The sequence below is a fragment of the Alcaligenes faecalis genome (assembly GCF_005311025.1).
GTDB lineage: Bacteria > Pseudomonadota > Gammaproteobacteria > Burkholderiales > Burkholderiaceae_B > Alcaligenes > Alcaligenes phenolicus.
The window spans coordinates 4,075,274-4,096,461 of the sequence record NZ_CP031747.1 but is presented as its reverse complement, the minus strand read 5'-3'; the positions used below and the strand labels follow the sequence as shown (position 1 = coordinate 4,096,461).

Annotated in this window: 17 protein-coding genes and 1 tRNA gene; 10 read left to right on the top strand and 8 right to left on the bottom strand. The window is 57.1% G+C overall.

Annotated features, from left to right (window positions below):
* Positions 1-9 precede the first annotated feature (9 nt).
* The gene (locus tag D0C27_RS18750) at positions 10-3,312 is read right to left on the bottom strand and encodes a UvrD-helicase domain-containing protein (protein WP_137431444.1); all 3,303 of its coding nucleotides are present in this window, start codon (positions 3,310-3,312) and stop codon (positions 10-12) included.
* Positions 3,312-5,960, bottom strand: coding sequence for a hypothetical protein (locus D0C27_RS18745; RefSeq protein ID WP_137431443.1), 2,649 nt, complete (start codon positions 5,958-5,960; stop codon positions 3,312-3,314). Before D0C27_RS18745 ends, D0C27_RS18750 begins: the two co-directional genes overlap by 1 nt.
* A gap of 108 nt (positions 5,961-6,068) precedes the next feature.
* On the opposite strand from D0C27_RS18745, the gene D0C27_RS18740 reads away from it, so the two are divergent.
* The gene (locus D0C27_RS18740) at positions 6,069-6,881 is read left to right on the top strand and encodes a TOBE domain-containing protein (protein WP_137431442.1); all 813 of its coding nucleotides are present in this window, start codon (positions 6,069-6,071) and stop codon (positions 6,879-6,881) included.
* On the opposite strand, the gene D0C27_RS18735 is transcribed toward D0C27_RS18740, so the two are convergent.
* The 3 genes from D0C27_RS18735 to modA are packed head-to-tail and all read right to left on the bottom strand — an operon-like array spanning position 6,871 to position 9,017.
* Positions 6,871-7,572: a sulfate/molybdate ABC transporter ATP-binding protein gene (locus D0C27_RS18735; protein WP_137431441.1), complete on the bottom strand. Its 702-nt coding sequence runs from the start codon at positions 7,570-7,572 to the stop codon at positions 6,871-6,873. The genes D0C27_RS18740 and D0C27_RS18735 overlap by 11 nt on opposite strands.
* Entirely contained in the window at positions 7,569-8,249 is a 681-nt protein-coding gene (gene modB / locus D0C27_RS18730; RefSeq protein ID WP_009461324.1) for a molybdate ABC transporter permease subunit, read from the bottom strand. Before modB ends, D0C27_RS18735 begins: the two co-directional genes overlap by 4 nt.
* Before the next feature lie 18 nt (positions 8,250-8,267).
* Positions 8,268-9,017 carry a molybdate ABC transporter substrate-binding protein gene (gene modA / locus D0C27_RS18725; protein WP_137431440.1) on the bottom strand — a complete coding sequence of 250 codons (750 nt, stop codon included), beginning with the start codon at positions 9,015-9,017 and terminating at the stop codon, positions 8,268-8,270.
* Between the two features lie 187 nt (positions 9,018-9,204).
* Here modA and xerD point away from each other — a divergent pair, with 187 nt between their 5' ends.
* Positions 9,205-10,101, top strand: coding sequence for a site-specific tyrosine recombinase XerD (xerD, locus tag D0C27_RS18720; protein ID WP_137431439.1), 897 nt, complete (start codon positions 9,205-9,207; stop codon positions 10,099-10,101).
* A 15-nt stretch (positions 10,102-10,116) separates the two neighbouring features.
* A complete protein-coding gene (gene ybaK / locus D0C27_RS18715; RefSeq protein ID WP_035270993.1) occupies positions 10,117-10,611 on the top strand; it encodes a Cys-tRNA(Pro) deacylase in 495 nt (164 codons plus the stop codon).
* A 249-nt stretch (positions 10,612-10,860) separates the two neighbouring features.
* On the opposite strand, the gene trxB is transcribed toward ybaK, so the two are convergent.
* Positions 10,861-11,817, bottom strand: coding sequence for a thioredoxin-disulfide reductase (gene trxB, locus D0C27_RS18705; protein WP_009456742.1), 957 nt, complete (start codon positions 11,815-11,817; stop codon positions 10,861-10,863).
* Positions 11,818-11,860: 43 nt separating this feature from the next.
* On the opposite strand from trxB, the gene D0C27_RS18700 reads away from it, so the two are divergent.
* From D0C27_RS18700 to serS, 4 genes are all read left to right on the top strand, one after another.
* Entirely contained in the window at positions 11,861-14,236 is a 2,376-nt protein-coding gene (locus D0C27_RS18700; RefSeq protein ID WP_137431437.1) for a DNA translocase FtsK, read from the top strand.
* Positions 14,226-14,852, top strand: a complete 627-nt coding sequence (lolA, locus tag D0C27_RS18695; RefSeq protein WP_137431436.1) for an outer membrane lipoprotein chaperone LolA — start codon at positions 14,226-14,228, stop codon at positions 14,850-14,852. Before D0C27_RS18700 ends, lolA begins: the two co-directional genes overlap by 11 nt.
* A gap of 123 nt (positions 14,853-14,975) precedes the next feature.
* The gene (locus D0C27_RS18690; RefSeq protein ID WP_137431435.1) at positions 14,976-16,289 is read left to right on the top strand and encodes a replication-associated recombination protein A; all 1,314 of its coding nucleotides are present in this window, start codon (positions 14,976-14,978) and stop codon (positions 16,287-16,289) included.
* Positions 16,290-16,430: 141 nt separating this feature from the next.
* Positions 16,431-17,777 (top strand): serine--tRNA ligase, encoded by a 1,347-nt coding sequence (gene serS, locus D0C27_RS18685; RefSeq protein WP_137431434.1) that lies wholly within the window; start codon positions 16,431-16,433, stop codon positions 17,775-17,777.
* A gap of 80 nt (positions 17,778-17,857) precedes the next feature.
* Here the strand turns inward: serS and D0C27_RS18680 are convergent, their stop codons facing one another.
* Positions 17,858-18,166 (bottom strand): hypothetical protein, encoded by a 309-nt coding sequence (locus D0C27_RS18680; protein ID WP_026483206.1) that lies wholly within the window; start codon positions 18,164-18,166, stop codon positions 17,858-17,860.
* 176 nt (positions 18,167-18,342) lie between these two features.
* Positions 18,343-18,753 (bottom strand): hypothetical protein, encoded by a 411-nt coding sequence (locus tag D0C27_RS18675; RefSeq protein ID WP_026483205.1) that lies wholly within the window; start codon positions 18,751-18,753, stop codon positions 18,343-18,345.
* Between the two features lie 299 nt (positions 18,754-19,052).
* Here D0C27_RS18675 and D0C27_RS18670 point away from each other — a divergent pair.
* From D0C27_RS18670 to yaaA, 3 genes are all read left to right on the top strand, one after another.
* Positions 19,053-19,142: transfer RNA gene (locus tag D0C27_RS18670), tRNA-Ser, on the top strand.
* A 360-nt stretch (positions 19,143-19,502) separates the two neighbouring features.
* The gene (locus D0C27_RS18665; RefSeq protein ID WP_060186460.1) at positions 19,503-20,285 is read left to right on the top strand and encodes a 3-hydroxybutyrate dehydrogenase; all 783 of its coding nucleotides are present in this window, start codon (positions 19,503-19,505) and stop codon (positions 20,283-20,285) included.
* Positions 20,286-20,364: 79 nt separating this feature from the next.
* Positions 20,365-21,150 carry a peroxide stress protein YaaA gene (gene yaaA, locus D0C27_RS18660; RefSeq protein WP_009456706.1) on the top strand — a complete coding sequence of 262 codons (786 nt, stop codon included), beginning with the start codon at positions 20,365-20,367 and terminating at the stop codon, positions 21,148-21,150.
* Positions 21,151-21,188 lie beyond the last annotated feature (38 nt).

Genomic DNA, 21,188 nt, shown 5'->3' with positions numbered 1-21,188 from the left:
AGTGTAGCATCAATACGGCAGCCAAAGATCGGCTCTCGGGAAATAAAGCGCAGCCTGCGCGGGCCGGCCATCCAGAGCCTGCACCTGCTCACAATACCGCTGCAATTGCGGCGCATAACGCTCCAGCATCCGGGCCTTGAAATCGTCCAGACTTTCATGCTCGGCAGGTCGTCCGGTCTTGTAATCCACCACCAGCCAGTGATCTTCCTGGGAAATGGCCAGGTCAATAATCGACACCCGGCCACTGACGTCCAGCAAGGACCATTCCCGGTAAGCTCGGCTGACGCCCAGCAGCCAGCGGCCCCGTTCCGTCTGTACGGTCGCAGTAATCGCTTCAAACAGGGATTGGGCGGCTTCATCCAGATAGGTCGCTGGCACACCAGCACGCAACAGTTGACGACGCATCACGGCGCGGCCTTGCTGCAAGCGTTCTACCGGCCATTGCTCCAGCCCTTCACGGCCCAGCTTTTCCAGCCAGTCGTGGGCAACCGTACCAATGGCTTTTTCATGAGTCGTGTCCAGAGACCACTGCCAGCTTTGATACTGCGGGCTGTCGGCCTGCAACTGCTCGGGCGGCGCGGCCGGCAAGCTCACCACTCGCTGCAACAATGCCGCGGAACCTTGCCCGGATTCCTCTTGCTGTCCGCCCTGCTCGGCTTGCCAAACAGGAGCCTGTGGCTGCTCCAGGACCGGCCAGACACGGCTCAGCAAGGAGCGGCCATCCGGCTCGCGCAGGCCCTTATCCTGGGTGATACTCAATTCCGCAAACAGATGCAGCTCCTGACGGGCACGCGTCAGGGCCACATATAACAAGCGGTGGCTTTCCTGCTCGGCCCGGATACGCTCCCGCGCCGCCAGAAACTGCGACACCGGATCGCGCTGCTCGCTGCCCTTGTGACTGATCGGCCCCAGAATCAAGCGCTCGGCGCTGTGCTCCAGACGAATCAACGGCTCGGAATCGGCTGCCGATTGCTTGTGCAAGCCAAACAAGATGACGGTTTCGAACTCCAGCCCCTTGGATTTGTGAATCGTCATCACCTCCACGGCCTTGCCCGTACCTTGCGGAGTGGCATACAGCGACTCCACACGGGCCTGCAATTGTTGCTGGTCGGGCGGTCCGTAAGGGCATAACTCCTCCAGCAGACGCAAGACTTGTTCTGCATCCGCCTGATCAGCCAGGCTTGGATAGACTTGCGGCCCGCCCAAGCGCGTCCAGCATTCCTGCACCCAGGCAGCAAACGGCATCAAGCCACTACGATTGCCTTTGTCCAGCAAGATCTGGCAAGCAAAGAGCAGACGAGCACGCTCGTTGGCATCCCAGTCTTCAAAATCCTGATTGTGTGTAAGCTCGGCCAAGGTCTGTGTAGGATACAAGGCGCACAGGCGGTGCAGGCTCTCCAAACGCAGGCCGATCAATGGCGAGCGCAAGACAGACAGCCAAGCCAGTCGATCAGCCGGGTGCGCCAAGGCACGGACCAATTGCACCAGATCAGCCACCACAGGACGCTGTTGCAAGGGTTCCAGTTCTACGGCTCGACACGGTATGCCCTGCTCGCCCAGCTTGCGCACCAGACCATGCAAGTGCGAGCGTGCTCGCACCAGAATCGCCACCGGATGTTCGCTGTCCTGATAACGTTCCAGAGCTTGGGCCGCACACTTAACCGCCTCCTGCACTGCACGCTCTTGAGCCGCTTGTTGCGACGGCACAGCATCCTCTCCCCGTGCCACTCGGAAATGCCAGGACGGGTGAAAGTGCACCGCCCAATCGGGGATATCGGGCTTGAAGGCGGTGGAGTGTTCGTAGGTGACCATGCCCAGATCCGGGTCAGGTCGAGCCGGAAACAATTGCGCCCCCACCTTGTTCACCCATTCCACCAAGCGCGGATGTGAACGGAAGTTATTACTGAGATTCAGTGGTTCCAGCTCTACTTCGCCCAAGCGTCGAGCTTGCCAGACTTGCAGAAACAAACCCACTTCCGCCTTGCGGAAACGGTAAATGGACTGCATGGGGTCACCCACCAAAAACAGGCTGCGCCCGTCGCCCGGCTCCCAACCACTGGTCAGGCGTTCCAGCAACTGCACCTGGGATTGGCTGGTGTCCTGGAACTCGTCTACCAGCAAATGGCGTATGGACCTGTCCATGCGCAAGAGCAGCTCGCCCGGCTCGTCGGCATCACCCAAGGCTTGCAAGGCACGTTGGGCAATTTCGGTGAAATCGACCTCGGCTTTCTCGGCAAAGCGCAGTTTCAATTGCGCCGCAGCCAGCCACAAGACCTGAATCAGATTGGACAGGACTTCTTGCTGTTGGGGGGAGTATTGCTCGGGCAAAAGGCGTGCACTGGCCAGGCGAGCAATCCAGGGCTCTGCACCCAGACAATTGCTCAACCACTCGGTCAGCATTTCTTTTTGTGCCGTTTTAGGGGGAAAGCCATTACGCACCGTCAGGCTTTTGCGCAGATCGCCTTTATCCGTCAGCAACAAGGCTGCCAGACCACGCCAGCGCGGCAAATCGTCCATGACCGGGGCCAGGTTATCGCCTTGCCAATCCGCCAAGGCCAGCACATCGCCGCTTTCCAGATTCGAGGCCGCAAAACAGGCCAGGGGGGCCAAGGTTCGCGCCCAACCGGGTGGCAGTGAATCGCTTAGCTGCTGCAGCTGCTGCTCCACCACCTCATGCAAACTGTCTTGTAAAAAGGCTACATCACCGCCCTGCCCCACCGCTGGCAACCACTGATCACGGCTGGCCAACATACCTGCCAACAGAGCTTGCGCCTGCAGCAGGTTCACATCCATGTGTTCCAGAAAACGCGCCACGCTGGGCACGCTTTCCGCCATCTCCAGCGTGGCCCAAGCCGCCGCTTCGTAATGCTCCTGGGCCTTATCGGTAATGGCCGGAACCCCGCCCAGCCCCGTAATCCAGGGCATGGCGCGTACCAGGTGGGCACACAAGGAGTCGATGGTCCGGATGCTTAAACGGGCCGGGTAAGCCAGCAAATCCCACTGCTGCTCCTGATTGCGCTGCATGGCGGCACGCGCCAGTTCCCAGCTGCGTACCCGGTAGGGCTCGGCAGGCCGTTCCTGATTGGCAGCGGCCAACTTCTCCAGTACACGCGCATGCATTTCAGCCGCAGCTTTACGGGTGAAGGTAATGGCCACTATTTCTTCTGGCCGCTGCACGCGAGCCAGCAAGGCCAGAATCCGATCGGTCAGCAGCTCTGTCTTGCCGGAACCGGCTGGGGCCTGGACCAGAAAGGAGGACTCGGGGTCCAGTGCCCGTGCACGGGCGGGGCTATCGCTAGGGACTGTCACCATTACACCTCTCCTCCATTGTCTTGGAGGTCTTCCTGGAACAAACGTAAAAAGGGCAAAACATCGCAATACAGCAAATCGTTGCGGTTCCAGATCTGGTTGGCGGCCTGCCCTTGCAGGAACTCATCTGCCAAGCCTTCCACCGCCTGTTTCCACTGCGCGATTTGGGCGGTCCACTGCTGGGCGCTCTCCAATTCGGTCAGACCCTCAATATCCATGCCGGGCGCGGCCAAACCGCTTAAACCGACCTGTCGGGCATGCAAGCGTACAAAGGCCAAACCACTGACGGTGCGGCCCTCATCCTGCAAGGCGGCGGCATAAAACGGCAATTGCAGATTCACGGGTCTGGGCCGCAGCCAGTCTTTATCGGGCCGCAGCTCGCCTATGCCGGTTTTGTAGTCCAACAGCAATTGCTCGCCATCAGCCAGATCATCCAAGCGATCCAGACGCAGGTTCAGACGTAACAAGCCTCGATTCCAGCTCAATTCATGCTCCGTCGCCCCCAGAGCAAACGGTGGGCGCTGGGCTTCCTGATGGGCGTACTCGTTCAAGACCGCCAGACCCCGCTCCATTTCCAGGCTGCGCAGCACCGGACCATAATCGGCCAGCTCTTCCTGAGCGGCCTGTTCGATACATGCTTGCACCACACCCAGCAGTGAGCCCTCACCAATCAGCTCATGCAGGCTGTCCTGATCCTTCACACGCAGCCAGAACAATTCGACGGCGCGGTGCAGGAACATCCCACGTGTATTCATATCGCCGACACGGGCGTAATCGGGCAAGGCCTGACCATGCAAACGGAACTTCACGAAAGCCCACAAGGGGTTGCGAGCCTGCGTATCCAGCACGCTGATCCCGCCACGTATGCGCTCTTCCAGCTTCAGACTGGGGCCTTGCTCGTCCAGCAAGGCTTCCTGTGCGACGGCCTGCTCTGCCTGCACCGCCCAAGGCATTTCAAGCACAGGCCAATGAGCAATCAAGGGACTGGGCCTCAGCTCCTGTTCGCCCTGATGCAAAGGCGCACTTAGCAAAACCTGTTTACCACAGCGCAGCAAGGCGCTCAGCATCCAGCGCGCCCACTCCAGCTCCCGCTCCGGCGTACTTCGAGGCGCCGAGACTCGGCGCAGCACCTGGGCAGGAATCAAGGGATTCGGTTTGACGGCGGCAGGCAAAATATCATCGGTCAGGCCCAGCACCCATACGGCATCCCAACGCCCGCCTTCCGCTTCCAGAAAACCCAGCACGTCCAGCCGGGAACGTGGGTCTCGTTGTGGCTGGAACAAATTTTCACGGGCCATGCGGGCCAAAGCGCTTTGTGCCTTCAAGGCACTGATGCGACCCAAGACCGGCGCTTGCTGCGCCAATTGCAGCAGCAAGGCTTCCAAAGCCTCCAGAGTTTGAAACTGGGCACTATCCAGACGGTTAGTGCCAGGAAAGCCCAAAGCCTCCAGGCATTGGCGCATGACCGACGCCCAGGTATCCACTCCTTGAGCGCCTGCCGATACGGACTCGAAGCGTTCCACCGCCTTGCCCCAGGCCAGAGCCAGTTCGGGTGTGTGGAAGCTGAGCATGTCGGCAAATTCTTTACGGCTAACTTGTGTAATGCGGTTGTCGCGCCAGGCCTTGTCAATGCGGGCACGGCCACCTGCTTCAGACTGTTCTGCCTGACACGCTCCCAAACGCAAGGCTTCGCCCAGCATGGCGGGCTCAGCCTGCCCCTTGGTCGCCAAGGTAAACAAGGCCTTCAACCAGGCCATGGCCGCTTCAACCACTGGCCACTCAGCCAAGGATCGGGCTGCCGCCACGTTATAGGGCAAAGCACCTTGATCCGTGTGCATGGCCTGTCGCAAAAGACGATGCACCAGCGGCAATTGCGTTTCCAGCTGCGCGGCCACAATGGCTACTGTGCGATCCGGGTCCTCGTCCAATTGACGACGCGCCCACTGCACCGCCAAGCGCCATTCCGTATCCGCATCCTGCGCCTGCACCCGATACACCTCTGTCGCCGGAGCCTCTTCGTGCTGCAGCTGGAGAATCTCTACCCCCATGTCCTGCAAACCACTCAAGAGGCTTTGCAGACGCGGGGAGTATTCATGAAAACCATGCAGCACCATATGGCGATGACGCATGTGCAAGGCGCCTGCCCGCACCGCTTTGAGCACACGCTCCGCAGCCAGGTTTGCATCATCCAGATCTGCCTGCTCCAGGCTTTGCCGGTAGTGAGAGCGCCATTGCATGAAGCGTTCAAAATCCACGCTGGCCTCGCCGGGTTTCAGCTCGATATTCCACTCATCCAGCAAGGTATCGGCTTCACAGGCCAGGCGCGCTGCCTGACCGACATCCAGAAAATAGCCCTCTTCCTCGCACTGCTCAATACTGTGTTCCCAGCGCTGCAAGGCGGCGAAACGATCCATCTGGTGCGCGGCTGGTTGCCACTGTTCGGAAAAGCAGAGCTGATCACTGGCCTGCGCCAGCCACGCGCCCAAAGGCACAATTTCCGGTACGGCAACTGTCCCGCCAGCACCCGCCAGACGGGCCGACAAATGTCCCAGCAGGCGGCGCGCATAGCGCTTGTTCACGGTCAAGACAACCGTCTCGGCACTATTGAGCTCCTGCAATTGAGCCATGGAAACAGCAGGGGTGTCGTACATAGAAAAAACCAGTTAAGGTTGCAAGAAAACAGAACGGCCAGCAGCGCTGATCCGGCCATTGTACCGGCGCTCTATCCCTAGTTTGTTCCCGCCCTTACACTTATCACCATGTCTAGTTCACACACCCCCAATACCGAATTAACCGGCAGCCTGTCGCTGCGCACTGGCGACCATACCTGGGGTAGCGCCCGCCGTATGGCCTTGCTGGCCGCCATTGCCGAGCAGGGCTCGATCTCTGCCGCTGCCCGTCATATTGGCATCAGCTACAAGGCGGCCTGGGACGCCATCGACATCATGAACAATATGGCGGGCGAACCTCTGGTGCTGCGCAGTACGGGCGGTCATCGTGGTGGCGGTGCCACCCTGACGCCCAAAGCCGTCGAACTGCTGGAGCTGTATCAAACCTACGACCGGCTGCATCAACGCTTCATGAGCCGTATTGGTCGTTTAATGCCTTCCGTGGCGACTCAAATGGAGTTACTCCAAACCATGATCATGCAAACTTCGGCTCGCAACCAACTGCCCGGTATCGTTACCACGATTAAAACGGGAGCCGTCAACGACGAAATTCATGTGGATATTGGCCAGGGCCAAATCGTGGTCGCGTCCATCACACGAGAAAGCACGGAAAACCTGGGCCTGCGTGAGGGGCAGAAAGTTCTGGCCTTTCTGAAAGCGTCCTCGATCATGATTGGCACGGGCGACACCCGTAACTCCCTGTCCGCACGCAATCAACTGCCCGGCACGATTACCGATGTCATTACCGGTGCCGTCAATGCAGAAGTACGTCTGGAACTGCCGCAGGGCCTGACAGTCACCGCCAGCATCACCCTGGACAGCACACAGCGCTTGCACCTGGAAGCAGGCCAATCCGCCTATGCACTGTTCAAGGCATCCAGCGTGATGATCGCTACGCTGTAAGAACTTCCAGATCCGCGCTGGTACAGCATTCGATAATGCGTCCATCGCGAATACGATAGACCTCTTGGGCCAGGGCCCTGGCATCCTCAGGATCGTGCGTGATCAGGATAGTGGGAATATCGATCTGGCTTTGCAACTGAGCCAGTTCAGCCCGCAAACGCGCCCGCAAGTCCTGATCCAGGGCCGCCAAAGGCTCATCCAGCAAAAGCAGCTGAGGTTCAATAGCCAAGGCTCGCGCCAAGGCACAACGCTGCTTTTGCCCGCCAGACAACTGGGCGGGATAGCTGCTTAATACCGACTCCAGCTGAAACGCTTCTACCCAACGCTGGGCAGCCGCAGGCATGTCTCGCACGGAGCGGTTGAACAAGCCCGTGTTCAGACCAAAGCAAATATTCTGTGCTGCGGTCAGATGCGGGAACAGGCCGTAGTCCTGAAACAGGTACGCCACCCGACGCTCGCGTGGTTTCAGGTTGATGCCTTTTTCAGAATCAAAATAGACCTGATTGCCAATTTGAATGCGGCCATGGTCGGGCCGCAACAAGCCCGCCACGCTTTGCACCGTCAAGGACTTGCCCGAACCCGAAGGCCCGTACAGGGCAATATGACGGGCTTCGGTTTGAATCTGAATGTTCAAGTCGAAATGACGGGCCTCGCTGACCACGGTGCGTTGAATCTGTACAGTCAGGCTCATTGCATCCCTCTTTTACGGCGTACGTGACGGGGTGACAAGGCACTGGTACTCCACAGGACCAGCACACAAGTAATCGAAATAATAGCGACCAGCACCAATGCCTGCTGATCCTCCCCTGCCTGGACTGCCTCGTAAATGGCGATGGACATGGTTTGGGTGCGCCCCGGTATGCTGCCCGCGATCATCAACGTAGCGCCGAACTCGCCCAAAGCGCGGGCAAAGGCCAGCAAAACGCCTGCCATGATGCCACGCGCTGCCAAAGGCAGGCTGACACGAAAGAAGATGGCCAGGGGTTTCAGGCCCAGCACGCTGGCCGCATTTTCCAGGCGGGGGTCCACGTCCTCAAAAGCCGCACGCGCTGCCTTCAAAATCATGGGAAAGGCCACGACAGTGGCGGCAATCACCGCCCCCTGCCAGGTAAAGACCAGCTCAATGCCCATGCTGGAGAGCCATTGCCCAAAGGCACTGCGCCGACCCAGCAAGACCAGCAGGTAATAGCCGATGACGGTAGGCGGCAAAACCATGGGCAAGGTCAGGATGGAATCAAGCAGGTCACACCAACGCGACTGCCAGCGTGACAAGGCATAGGCCACCCCTATACCCAGCACACAGGCGAACAAGGTCGCCCAACCGGCGACCTTGAGCGATAAGCACAGGGGAATCCAAAGTGAAGTCATCCGGCTATCAAAATCCTATCAAGGCTTGGCAAAACCGTATTTTGCCAGCACTTGCTGTCCGGATTCAGACATGACGAAATCCTGGAAAGCCTGAGCCTTGTCATTACGGCCTTCGCGCTGCACCAAGGCGATCGGGTAAGTGACAGGTTCCGTGGTCTTGAGCACTTCCAGCACTTCCACCTTGTCTTTCATGATGGCCGCGTCAGTCGCGAACACGAAACCGGCTTCCACTTCACCACGAGCGACATAATCCAGCACCTGGCGCACGTTCTGGCCCAGAATTTCACGCTGTTTCACCGCATCCCACTGACCGGCTTTCTCCAGAGCGGCCTGAGTATAACGTCCCACAGGGACGACAGCCGGATTACCCAAAGCAACGCGTTTGACTTCCGCCTTGCCCAGATCGCCAGCGTTCGTAACCTTGGCAGGGTTGTCGCTAGGCACAATCAGCACAACCTGATTCTGCACAAAATTCTTGCGGGTAGCAGGATCCACAGCCTTGGCCTCTTCTGCCTTGTTCATGGCTTTCTGGTCGGCCGAGGCAAACACATCCACCGGAGCACCATTAACGATCTGCTGCAGCAATACATCCGATGCGGCGAAGCTGGTCAGCACCTTGGTGCCGGGGTGCTCTGCCTCAAACTGGCCTGCCAGTTCCTTGAAAGCATTGGTCAGGCTGGCAGCCGCAGCCACAACCAACTCATCAGCTTGTGCTGTGCCTTGCAGAAACAGGGATATGGCGGCTACCGATACGACGCGTTTGAACATTGTTTTCTCCTCCGGGACGGGTGTAACGAATTAGTATAATCAGGAAATATATATAGGTATATAGCGCAAATCTACCCCTCTACTGAATGAAGCTCATCATCCCGGAGTGATAGCATGAGGGCTTTCCTGCCTCATCCCGGCTCCCAAAAGCACGCCAACAGCCACGCTTTCCGAATTTTTCATACTCATGACGCAAGCCAGTCTGATTTCCGATTTCATCACCATGCTCTGGTTGCAGGACGGCCTGTCTGCCAACACCCAACAAGCGTATCGGCAGGATCTGGAACGCCTGGAGGAATGGGCTCAACAAGAGCGCGAAGGCAAAGCGCTGGAACAGTTGGAAGCCAAGGATTTGCGGGAATGGATGGCCAGCCAGGCAGATCAGAGCAAGGCCAGCACAGCCAATCGCAGGCTGGCCACCTTACGTCGCTTTTACAACTGGACAGTGCAAGAAGGCATGCGGCAGGACGATCCCTGCCTGGAATTGAGCAGCGCCCGACAGGCGCCACGCGTCCCGCACACCTTGTCCGAAGAACAGGTAGAACGCCTGCTGGCTGCCCCGGACATACATAATCCCTTGGGGCTGCGCGATCGCTGCATGCTGGAAACCTTGTATGCCAGCGGTTTGCGCGTCACGGAACTGACTGAACTGCCCTTGCAGAACCTGAGCCTGAGCGATGGCGTGCTGCGCATCGACCAGGGCAAGGGGGGCAAGGACAGGCTGGTGCCTTTGGGACAGGAGGCCCTGCACTGGATCGAACGTTATATGCAGGAGTCCCGCCCTGCCTTGCTGGGCCATCGCCGCAGCGACTTTGTATTTATTACAGGACGCGGCACTTGCATGAGCCGCCAGTCTTTTTGGTTGATCGTCAAGAAATATGCGGTTCAGGCCGGTATTCTGGCCCCCTTGTCCCCGCACGTTTTACGTCATGCTTTCGCGACCCATTTGCTCAATCACGGCGCCGACTTGCGCGTGGTGCAGATGCTATTGGGACACGCCGACATTTCCACGACCCAGATTTATACTCATGTGGCACGTGAGCGCTTGAAAGCCTTGCACGCAGCCCATCATCCACGCGCCTGAGCGCACGACCAAGATATGGCTAAAGAAAAACACGTTAGCGAAACACCGGCCACACAGTGGCTACGTAAAAATGGCATTTCCTTTACCGAGCATAGCTACAACTATGTCGATCATGGCGGAGCCATGGAAGCGGCAGCCCAGCTGGGTCTGGACCTGCACCGGGTGGCCAAGACCCTGATCATGGAAGATGAAAGCGCCAAGCCCCTGATCATCGTGATGCACGGCGACCGTGAGGTCTCCACCAAGAATCTGGCCCGCCAAACCGGCGCGAAAAAGATCGCCCCCTGTAAACCGGATGTGGCTCAACGCCATTCGGGCTATATGGTTGGCGGCACCTCGCCCTTTGCCACCCGCAAGGCCATGCCCGTATGGCTGGAAGAAGAACTGCTGGAGTTTGACACCATTTACATCAATGGTGGCCGACGCGGCTATTTGCTGGGTATCAATCCCCAGGTTCTGATCGACAAACTGGGCGCGCGCCCAGTGCAGGCCGGTCTGGAAAAAGGCTGATCTTACTTAGCGGCAGGTATAAAAAGACGGCGCTGTCAGCCCGTCTTTTTTTATGTCTCGCGCTTGCTTGAACCCTCAAACGCCATAATAAACAGCCTGGTTCTGCTCCCTGCACTTCCTGCCACGCGCAGCCACCACCACCACCACCTCCTCCTCCTCCTCCTCGGGGCCGGGGGCGGGTTGAGATCCTGGCGGACCTGACCTTGCAACTTCTTCAGGTCTGCCAGACTACGCCCTACGGCTTTGGGCTTATTTGTTTTCATCCAACCAGCGCTGTGCGTCCAGGGCGGCCATGCAACCGCTGGCTGCACTGGTAATGGCCTGACGATAGATATTGTCTTGCACATCGCCCGCGGCAAAAACGCCAGGAACGGAAGTCATGGTGGCCATGCCTTTCAGACCGCTGCGAGTCGTGATGTAGCCGTCGTGCATCTCCAGCTTGCCTTCAAAGATCCCGGTGTTGGGCTTGTGGCCGATGGCGATAAAGGCACCAGTCACAGCCAGGTCTTCAGTGGCCTGGGTCTGGTTATTGATGATGCGCACACCTGTCACGCCCGAAGCGTCACCCAGCACTTCTTGCAGTTCGCTGTGCAGTTTCAGCTGGATATTGCCATTCTGGACGCGGTCCATCAGCTTGTCGGTCAGGATGGGTTCGGAACGGAAGGTATCGCGACGGTGAATCAAGGTCACGGTCTTGCAAATATTGGACAGGTACAGGGCTTCTTCCACGGCGGTATTGCCACCACCGACCACGACCACGTCCTGATTCTTGTAGAAGAAACCATCACATGTTGCGCAACCGGACACGCCACGGCCCATGAATTCCTGCTCCGTTGGCAGGCCCAGGTATTGGGCCGAGGCGCCTGTCGCAATAATCAGCGAATCGCAGGTGTAGACTGTGCCACTATCACCATTCAGGGTCAGGGGACGGGTGGACAGATCAACCGAGGACACCATGTCAAAGATTAATTCTGTTTCGAATCGTTCCGCATGAGCCTGGAAACGTGCCATAAGATCAGGTCCCTGGACGCCTTGGGCATCGGCTGGCCAGTTATCTACATCCGTGGTGGTCATCAGTTGGCCACCTTGCTCCATGCCAGTGACCAAGACGGGGTTGAGGTTGGCGCGGGCTGCGTAGATCGCTGCGGTATAGCCGGCCGGGCCTGAGCCCAGAATGAGTACTTTTGCGTGCTTAGTAGTCGACATCACAGAAAATCCGAAAAAGACGATCTCCAATTATAATGAGTCCATGGCAAGAATACCTGCAACATCCCCTCGTTCGTCCCGGTCATCCAAAAATGTGCGTAATGGGCCTTCAGCCCTGCAACAGCGCCTGACAGGACTGCTGCGCGAAGCACGGTGGATTATCTTCGCTGCTCTGGCAGCCTGGCTGGGCCTGGTACTGGCAACCTGGGATCCGGGCGATCCCGGCTGGTCGCATTCCGTGCACTCGGGTCTGACTCAAAACGGCGGGGGCATCTTTGGTGCCCACATCGCCGATTTCCTCCTGTTTCTATTTGGTCTGACGGCCTGGCTTTGGGTGGTGCTGCTGGTGCAGCGCGTGGCCGTGGGCTTTTACCGTCTGACCGCTTTGCTCTTGCCCAGCACTAAAAACGAGGATGTTCTGCCTCGGGTGCGCTGGGAAATTGGCATAGGCTTTTTCTTTTTGTTTCTGGGCAGCATGGGCCTGGAATCGCTGTTTTTTAAAGACCTGGGCCAGCAATGGCAGCTCCCTGCGGGGGCTGGCGGGCAGTTGGGCCAATTATTATCGCAACTATTAGTAACTTCGATAGGCTTTGGTGGAGCCTCTCTGGTGCTGATGGGCCTGCTCGCCGGTGGGGCCAGTTTGTTTTTCGGTTTCTCCTGGCTGACGTTGGCAGAACGTCTGGGCGGCTTCATCGAAGGGGCGATTCGCCGTGTGATGACTTTGTGGTCGGCCCGTCAGGATCGTCGCGTGGGCGAGGTCAAACGTGCCGAGCGTACGGAAAGCGTGGTCGCCAAGCAGGAGCAACTGGTACACGAACAGCCTGTGCGTATCGAACCTGCTTTTGTGGCTGTGCCCAAATCGGAGCGCGTCGAGAAAGAAAAGCAGCAGACCTTGTTCAAGGCGCCTCGTCAGGCTGGCGAAGCGGGCGATTTGCCTCCGCTGTCCCTGCTGGACCCCGCCTCTGACAATGTAGAGACGGTGTCGCCGGAAACCATTGAGTTCACCTCGCGCCTGATTGAAAAGAAATTGTCGGACTTCGGTGTTGCGGTGACGGTAGTGACCGCCCAGGCGGGGCCGGTCATTACGCGCTACGAGATTGAGCCTGCCACGGGCGTGAAGGGTAGCCAGATCGTGAATCTGGCCAAAGACCTGGCCCGCGCCTTGAGTCTGGTCAGCATCCGGGTGGTGGAAACCATTCCCGGAAAAAACCTGATGGGCCTGGAACTGCCCAACCCTCGCCGCCAAATGGTGCGTCTGGAAGAAATCGTTGGCTCGCAAACCTATCACAGCAGCGCTTCCTTGCTGACCATGGCTTTGGGCAAGGATATTGCCGGCAAGCCTGTGGTGGCGGATCTGGCCAAGATGCCTCACTTGCTGGTGGCCGGTACAACCGGCTCCGGTAAGTCCGTGGGGATTAACGCCATGATTCTGTCGCTGCTCTACAAGGCAGACCCGGCAGATGTGCGCCTGATCCTGATCGACCCCAAGATGCTGGAAATGAGTGTCTATGAAGGCATTCCTCATTTGCTGGCGCCGGTGGTCACGGACATGCGCTTGGCGTCCAATGCCTTGAACTGGTGTGTGGCCGAAATGGAAAAACGCTACCGCTTGATGAGCAAGCTGGGCGTGCGCAATCTGGCCGGTTTCAACGCCAAGATACGCGAAGCGCAAAAGCGTGAAGAGCCTATCCCCAATCCTTTCTCCTTGACGCCAGATGCGCCCGAGCCGTTGTCTGTTCTGCCCATGATCGTCGTCATTATTGACGAGCTGGCTGACCTGATGATGGTGCAGGGCAAGAAGATCGAAGAGTTGATTGCCCGTTTGGCTCAGAAAGCTAGAGCAGCTGGTATTCACCTGATTCTGGCTACGCAGCGCCCTAGCGTGGACGTAATTACGGGTCTGATCAAGGCAAACATTCCGACACGTATCGCTTTCCAGGTGTCCTCCAAGATCGACTCGCGCACCATTCTGGATCAGATGGGGGCAGAAACCTTGCTGGGCATGGGCGATATGCTCTATCTGCCTCCCGGTACAGGCTTGCCTAAACGAGTGCACGGCGCTTTTGTCAGCGACGAGGAAGTTCACCGCGTGGTTGAGCACCTGAAAGAACACGGCGAGCCCGATTACATCGAAGGCCTGCTGGAAGGTGCGGTCGAAGGTGAGTCGGGTGACGGCGTCAACCCGGCGACCGGCATGGCAGACGCTGAAGCAGACCCGCTTTACGACCAGGCTGTTCAAGTCATTATCAAGAATCGTCGCGCTTCGATTTCCTCGGTGCAGCGTCATTTGCGTATCGGTTATAACCGGGCAGCCCGACTGCTGGAACAAATGGAGCAGGCCGGTTTGGTATCGGCCATGCAGCCCAACGGTAACCGTGAAATTCTGGTCCCCGCAGGAGGTGCCAAAGATGAAGATTAAGACACTGCTGGCCAGCATGCTGCTGGCCGCTACACCTGCCTTGACCATGGCTGCTTCGGCCAGCGAGCAATTGCGCTCTTTTGTGCAAGATGTGCGCGCTGCAACGGGCGAGTTTTCCCAGCGTACGGTCGATAGCAACGGCCAGTCCAAAGGTGCGCCGCAATCCGGGCAATTCGTGTTTCAGCGTCCCGGTCAGTTCAAATGGCATGTGCAACGCCCTTATGAACAGTTGATCGTGTCTGACGGCAAGCTGCTTTATCAATACGACCCGGATCTGGCCCAGGTCACCGAGCGTGGTGTGGACCAGTCCATCGGCGCTTCGCCTGCTGCGATCTTGTTTGGTACTGGCAATCTGGAAGACTCCTTCCGTCTGGTTGAGCAAGATGCACGGGATGGATTGGAGTGGATCCGAGCCACGCCTTTGCAAAGCGATGCCGGCTTTTCCTACGTAGACATCGGCTTCAAGGATCGTGAGCCACGTCGTCTGGAATTGCAGGACTCGTTCGGGCAAACCACGTATATCGACTTCACCGGCTTGGAACCGAACCCTCGGATTACCTTGGGTACCTTCACGTTCAAGGCTCCTGCCGGAGTGGATGTCGTCTCCATGCCTTGATGCACATTCTGTTTTTGTGCAGCTATCGTCAGGGTCAGTGTTGGCTGGCTTTGACAAAACAAGTTTTCAATACAGACCTGGTCCGCTTGGCCAGGTCTTGCCATTTTAGGAAGGGCGATCGCCATGCGTGATTTGTTCGCTCAGGAACCCGCCGCACCTTTAGCCGAAGCACTGCGCCCCAAAACCCTGGATCAGGTGGTGGGGCAGTCTCATTTGCTGGGCGAGGGCAAGCCACTACGTTTGGCTTTTCAGTCCGGCAAACCACACTCCATGATTTTCTGGGGGCCTCCCGGCGTGGGTAAAACCACGTTGGCACGTTTGACGGCCAGTGCATTCGAATGCGAGTTCATCGCCTTGTCCGCCGTCTTTTCAGGCGTGAAAGATATCCGAGCCGCCATGGAGCAGGCCCAGCAGAATCTGGCCATGGGCAAGCACACCATCCTGTTTGTGGACGAGATACACCGCTTTAACAAGTCTCAGCAAGACGCGCTGCTCCCTTATGCTGAAAGCGGCTTGGTGACCTTTATTGGTGCCACCACGGAAAACCCGTCCTTCGAGGTTAATTCGGCCTTGCTGTCGCGGGCGCAAGTCTATGTGCTCAAGTCCCTGACGGATGATGAACTCAAACTTCTGCTACGCCGTGTACAGGAACAAAATGCCCTGGATGGCCTGGAGTTTGAGGATCAAGCCGTCGACACCTTGATCAGTTATGCCGACGGCGATGCCCGACGCTTTTTGAACCTGCTGGAGCAGACCAATACGGCCGCCAAGACTTCCGGCACCGAGCTGGTCACGACAGACTTCCTGCAAAATGCTCTGACCCTGAACTCCCGGCGTTTTGACAAGGGGGGCGACAACTTCTACGACCAGATTTCTGCTTTGCATAAGTCGGTACGTGGTTCCAACCCGGACGCTGCCTTGTATTGGCTGACCCGGATGCTGGACGGCGGAGCAGATGCCCGTTATTTGTCGCGCCGTATCATACGTATGGCTTGGGAAGATATCGGTCTGGCCGATCCGCGCGCCATGCAAATTGCCAACGATGCTGCCTTGACCTTCGAGCGCCTGGGCAGTCCCGAGGGAGAGCTGGCGCTGGGGCAGGCCGTGATTTATCTGGCGATCGCAGCCAAGAGCAATGCCGGTTATATGGCATACAACCAGGCCCGCGCCTTTGTGAAGCAGGATAAAAGCCGCGAAGTGCCAGTGCATTTGCGCAACGCGCCGACCAAGCTGATGAAAGAGCTGGGCCACGGTCATGCGTATCGCTATGCGCATGACGAGCCTAATGCCTATGCGGCGGGTGAGACCTACTTGCCGGACGGCATTCCCGATCCCCACTGGTATCAGCCTGTGCCTCGTGGTCTGGAAATCAAGATTGCTGAAAAAATGGAGCGCCTGCGTCAGCTGGATGAGCAGGCCGGTAAAAAAGACACCTAAGACAGGACAGGCGTTGCCTGACCTGTCACCCCCGTATTTCCCGATACCTCAGTACTGCTTGCGCTGTGCTGCGCTTGTGGTGGCTTGTGGTTAAAATCACCAGATCAATCGGGATTGAACCATCACCTATATGGCTATTAAATGTTAGATCTGAACCAATTACGCAAAGACTTGGAGCCGCTGGTACAGGGCCTGGCGAAACGTGGCGTGCAATTTGACACCGAGCGTTTCCAGCAGCTGGAAGCCCGCCGCAAAGCGGTACAGGTGGAAACCGAAACCTTGCAGGCCGAGCGCAATGCATTGGCCAAACGCATCGGCCAGCTCAAGTCCAAGGGCGAAGACGCCAGCGAAGCATTGGCTCAATCCCAGCAAATTCCGGTGCGCCTGAAGCAGCTGGAGCAGGACTTGTCCCAAGTGCAGGTCGAGCTGTCCTCCTGGTTCGCCACGATTCCTAACCTGCCGCACGAAAGCGTGCCGGTAGGCGAGTCCGAAGAAGACAACGTCGAAGTACGTCGCTGGATCCCGGGTCCTAAAGATGATCAGGGCAAGCCTGCGCACATCACCTTTGAGCCGCGTGATCACGTGGATCTGGGTGAGCAGTTTGGTCTGGATTTTGAAGCTGCCCGCAAACTGGCAGGCGCTCGCTTCATGGTGTTGCGTGGCCCACTGGCGCGTTTGCACCGTGCTCTGGCTCAGTTCATGCTGGATACCCAGGTGGAAGAGCACGGCTATACCGAGTGCTACACCCCATACATCGTGAACGCGTCCACGCTGTATGGCACCGGCCAATTGCCCAAGTTCAAGGACGATATGTTCTGGGTCACCAAAGGTGGTCAGGACAACGAGCCAGCCGATCCGACCGAATCCAAGCCTGAAGACCTGTACCTGATCTCGACCTCCGAAATCAGCCTGACCGGTACTGTGCGTGACGAGATTCTGGCCGGTGACGATCTGCCTATCCGCCTGACTGCTCACTCGCCTTGTTTCCGTTCGGAAGCCGGTAGCGGTGGCCGAGACACCCGTGGCGTGATCCGTCAGCACCAGTTCGACAAAGTTGAAATGGTGCAGATCGTTCATCCTGAAAAATCCTACGAGGCGCTGGAGTCCATGGTCGGTCATGCCGAGCACGTTCTGCAGGCTCTTGAACTGCCATACCGTGTAGTGCAACTGTGCACTGGCGATATGGGCTTCTCTGCTGCCAAAACCTACGATCTGGAAGTGTGGTTGCCTGCCCAGGACACATTCCGCGAGATCTCCTCGGTGTCGAACTGCGAGGCTTTCCAGGCTCGTCGTCTGCAGGCGCGTTTCCGCGCCGACAGCAAGGCACGTCCGGAGTTTGTGCATACGCTGAACGGCTCTGGCCTGGCCGTAGGCCGCGCCTTGGTGGCTGTGTTGGAAAACCACCAGCAAGAAGATGGCAGCGTGATTGTGCCCAAGGTTCTGCGTCCTTATATGGGCGGACTGGAACGTCTGGTGCCTGCGAAGTAACGCCTCTGCTTGAATAGCAAAAGGGCTGATGACCTTTGTGGTCCTCAGCCCTTTTTCATTCATGGTTCCGTAGTGATGGATTAGTCATCATCCCAGTAGCGCTCCTGCTGTTTGCGCCAGCGCTTGTGAGCGCGTCGCTGCTCCTTGCGCCATTCCTTGTTGGAGCGACCATATTCCACGTAGCCGGGACGATAGACGTAACGTGGCGGGTGGTAAACCACTGGGGGTGGGGCGACATAAACCGGGCGTTCCACAACATGAGCGGGTGGGTAGTAGATCGGCCCGTAACCGATACCCGGAATACCGACATTGATATCGACATTTACACCGCCCGCAGAGGCGGCGCTGGTGCTCAAGGCCATTAAACCGGCTAATAGTAGTTTTTTCATAAGCTGCACCTCTAATGACACTAGCTGCAGCGATTGTTGCCTAAAACCTGTAGTCCAAACGTTAGGTAATCCTGGCAAAGCACTTCCAAACGCAACACGGCTCGTATGCGCTATGCCAGGGGTTTACCTTTCTTAACACATGTTTCTCCTTTTTCGGCAGGAGGGCATGAGTGCATCTAGAAGGTATGGCGTTCAACCTGACGATGGCGGACAGGGCGCCGGTTGTAGTTCGCGTGTAGCTGCCGACCGTGCACAGAATCCAGTTGCTTGTTCAAGTGTGGCGCATGGCGTACGTTGCGCTGCGCAGGCTCTGCACGTGGCTTGGAGTTGACTTCCAGAAACCAGAGACAGAGTGCGGCCCAGAAGAATAACGACAGGATATTGACCAGTCCGCCTCGCAAAGAAGCGTAGCCTGTCGCTTCTGAAGCCTGGATACGCAGTAGATCAGACAGAACCGGGATGGAGCCCAAGGTTTCAACTACCAGGCTGCCTGGTATCCGAAAAGCCCAGCGCAGAGTCTGGAGAACCTCATTCAGGCTGTATATGCCGTCGCCGTTGGCGTCGATAATCCATTGGAAGGTTTGCATGACAATTCCTTTTATCAAGTCCAGCAAGCTGCGCCGGAATTACAAGGACTGCCTTGGAGAGGCAGGGCTGCGATGCATCAATGTGTGTTTCCAATATAGGCCTGCGGCTCAGGGTGAACAAGTGAATTAGGCCAAAACAGAGGGTAAACCCTTGATTGAAAAGAGCTCTTTGGTTTGAGTGGCTGGTCTTATCAGGAAACTCCGCTCTTTGACGCAAGTGCTATGTCTCTTTAGTGCTTGTCAAAGAGTGTTCTTTGATCTATATTTATGGGCTTGCTTGTAACCATATAAGCAATCGCGGACAGGTGGCAGAGTGGTCGAATGTACCTGACTCGAAATCAGGCGTACGTGCAAGCGTACCGTGGGTTCGAATCCCACCCTGTCCGCCACCTGGAATTTTGAAAGCCCTTGATTATTCAAGGGCTTTTTTGTTTTCTGCTGGTTTGATCGTCCTGCTCCCTCAGCATGGTTTATTTGCTGTTTTGTCACATAAGAACGTTAAGGTAAAAGTGTCCGTCGCGGCCGATGTTCGGAAAACTCATCCGCAACATTGTGTATGGCCGACTTTTCCCCGCGCAGGCCGAAGTTCTAGGGGGTAATGCGCTAGTACGTGGTCCGATGGTGTTTGGCCTTGTTTTGCAAGCCTTGATGATTGCGGACAAAACGAGCCCATTGCATTTCCCGGCAGTGCAGGCCGGCGAGTACACTTGGGGTTTCAGTTCTCTGTTGTCCATACTCACGAGGTATCTATGCTGAAAGGTAAAAAAGCGGTCGTAACAGGATCGACCAGTGGTATCGGTCTGGCCATGGCCACCGAGTTGGCGAAAGCCGGTGCAGATGTGGTGATCAATGGTTTTGGTCAGCCTGAAGATATCGAGCGCGAGCGCAGCACGCTGGAGTCCAAGTTTGGTGTCAAAGCCTATTATCTGAATGCTGATTTGAGCGACGCACAGGCCACGCGTGACTTTATTGCCAAGGCGGCAGAGGCCTTGGGCGGTTTGGATATTCTGGTCAATAATGCTGGTATTCAGTACACCGCGCCTATCGAAGAGTTCCCTGTCGACAAATGGAACGCCATCATTGCCTTGAACCTGTCAGCCGTCTTCCACGGCACAGCGGCTGCCTTGCCCATCATGCAAAAGCAGGGTTGGGGGCGCATTATCAATATCGCCTCGGCACATGGTCTGGTGGCATCGGTAAATAAATCGGCTTATGTGGCTGCCAAGCATGGTGTCGTGGGTCTGACCAAAGTGACCGCACTGGAAAATGCTGGCAAGGGTATTACGTGCAACGCAATCTGCCCGGGCTGGGTACGGACTCCCTTGGTGGAAAAGCAGATCGAAGCTATCAGCCAGCAAAAAGGGATTGATATTGAAGCTGCCGCACGCGAGCTGCTGGCTGAGAAACAACCTTCCCTGCAGTTTGTGACTCCTGAACAATTGGGCGGTGCTGCTGTGTTCCTGTCGTCTGCCGCCGCAGACCAAATGACGGGTACGACGCTAAGTCTGGATGGTGGCTGGACGGCTCGCTAATTGCTGTCAAAGCGCGTTTTGTAGATGGCAGATAAAGGGCATGGCCCTTTATCTGTTTGGATAGAAAGGATATAGGCGCATGTTGTTATTGCTCTCGCCAGCGAAAAAGCTGGATTACGATTCCCCTGTACGCACGCAGCTGGAAACCCAGCCTCTGTTTGTGGAGCAGGCGCAAGGCTTGATTGATATTTTGCGCACTCAGTCCGAAGAGGATATTGCCGGCTTGATGAAGCTGAGCGACGACCTGGCGCGCTTGAATGTCCAGCGTTACCAGGAGTGGGAGCCCAAGTTTGACCGCTCCAATGCCCGTCAGGCCATTCTGGCTTTTAATGGTGATGTATATGAGGGCATGGCTGCAACGGATTTGTCGGACAAGGAGCTGAAGTGGGCGCAGGACCACATTGTGATTCTTAGCGGTTTGTACGGTGCTTTGCGTCCTTTGGATTTGATGCGTCCTTACCGTCTGGAAATGGGCACTCGCTTGAAGAATCCCGAAGGTGCCAATTTGTACGCTTACTGGGGCAGCCGGATTGCCAATTATTTGAACGAGCGTCAGGAAGGCGAAGCCAAGCCCGTTGTCTTGAACTTGGCCTCCGAAGAGTATTTCAAGGCGGTCGATCAAAAAGCCTTGCGTGCCCGTGTGGTTCAGTGCGTTTTCCAGGACGAGAAAAACGGTGTCTGGAAGATTATCAGTTTCTACGCCAAGAAAGCCCGTGGTTTGATGGCCCGCTTTGTCATCGACAAGCGTGTGCAAACAGTGGAAGGCTTGAAAGCGTTTGATCGCGAGGGGTATGTATTCCAGCCTGAGCTCTCCAGCGAGGACAAGCTGGTGTTCCGTCGCTCCGAGCAGGATGCCAAGGCTTGATAAGTAGTTAGCGTTGTTGCTTGCGCCGTAAGAACAGC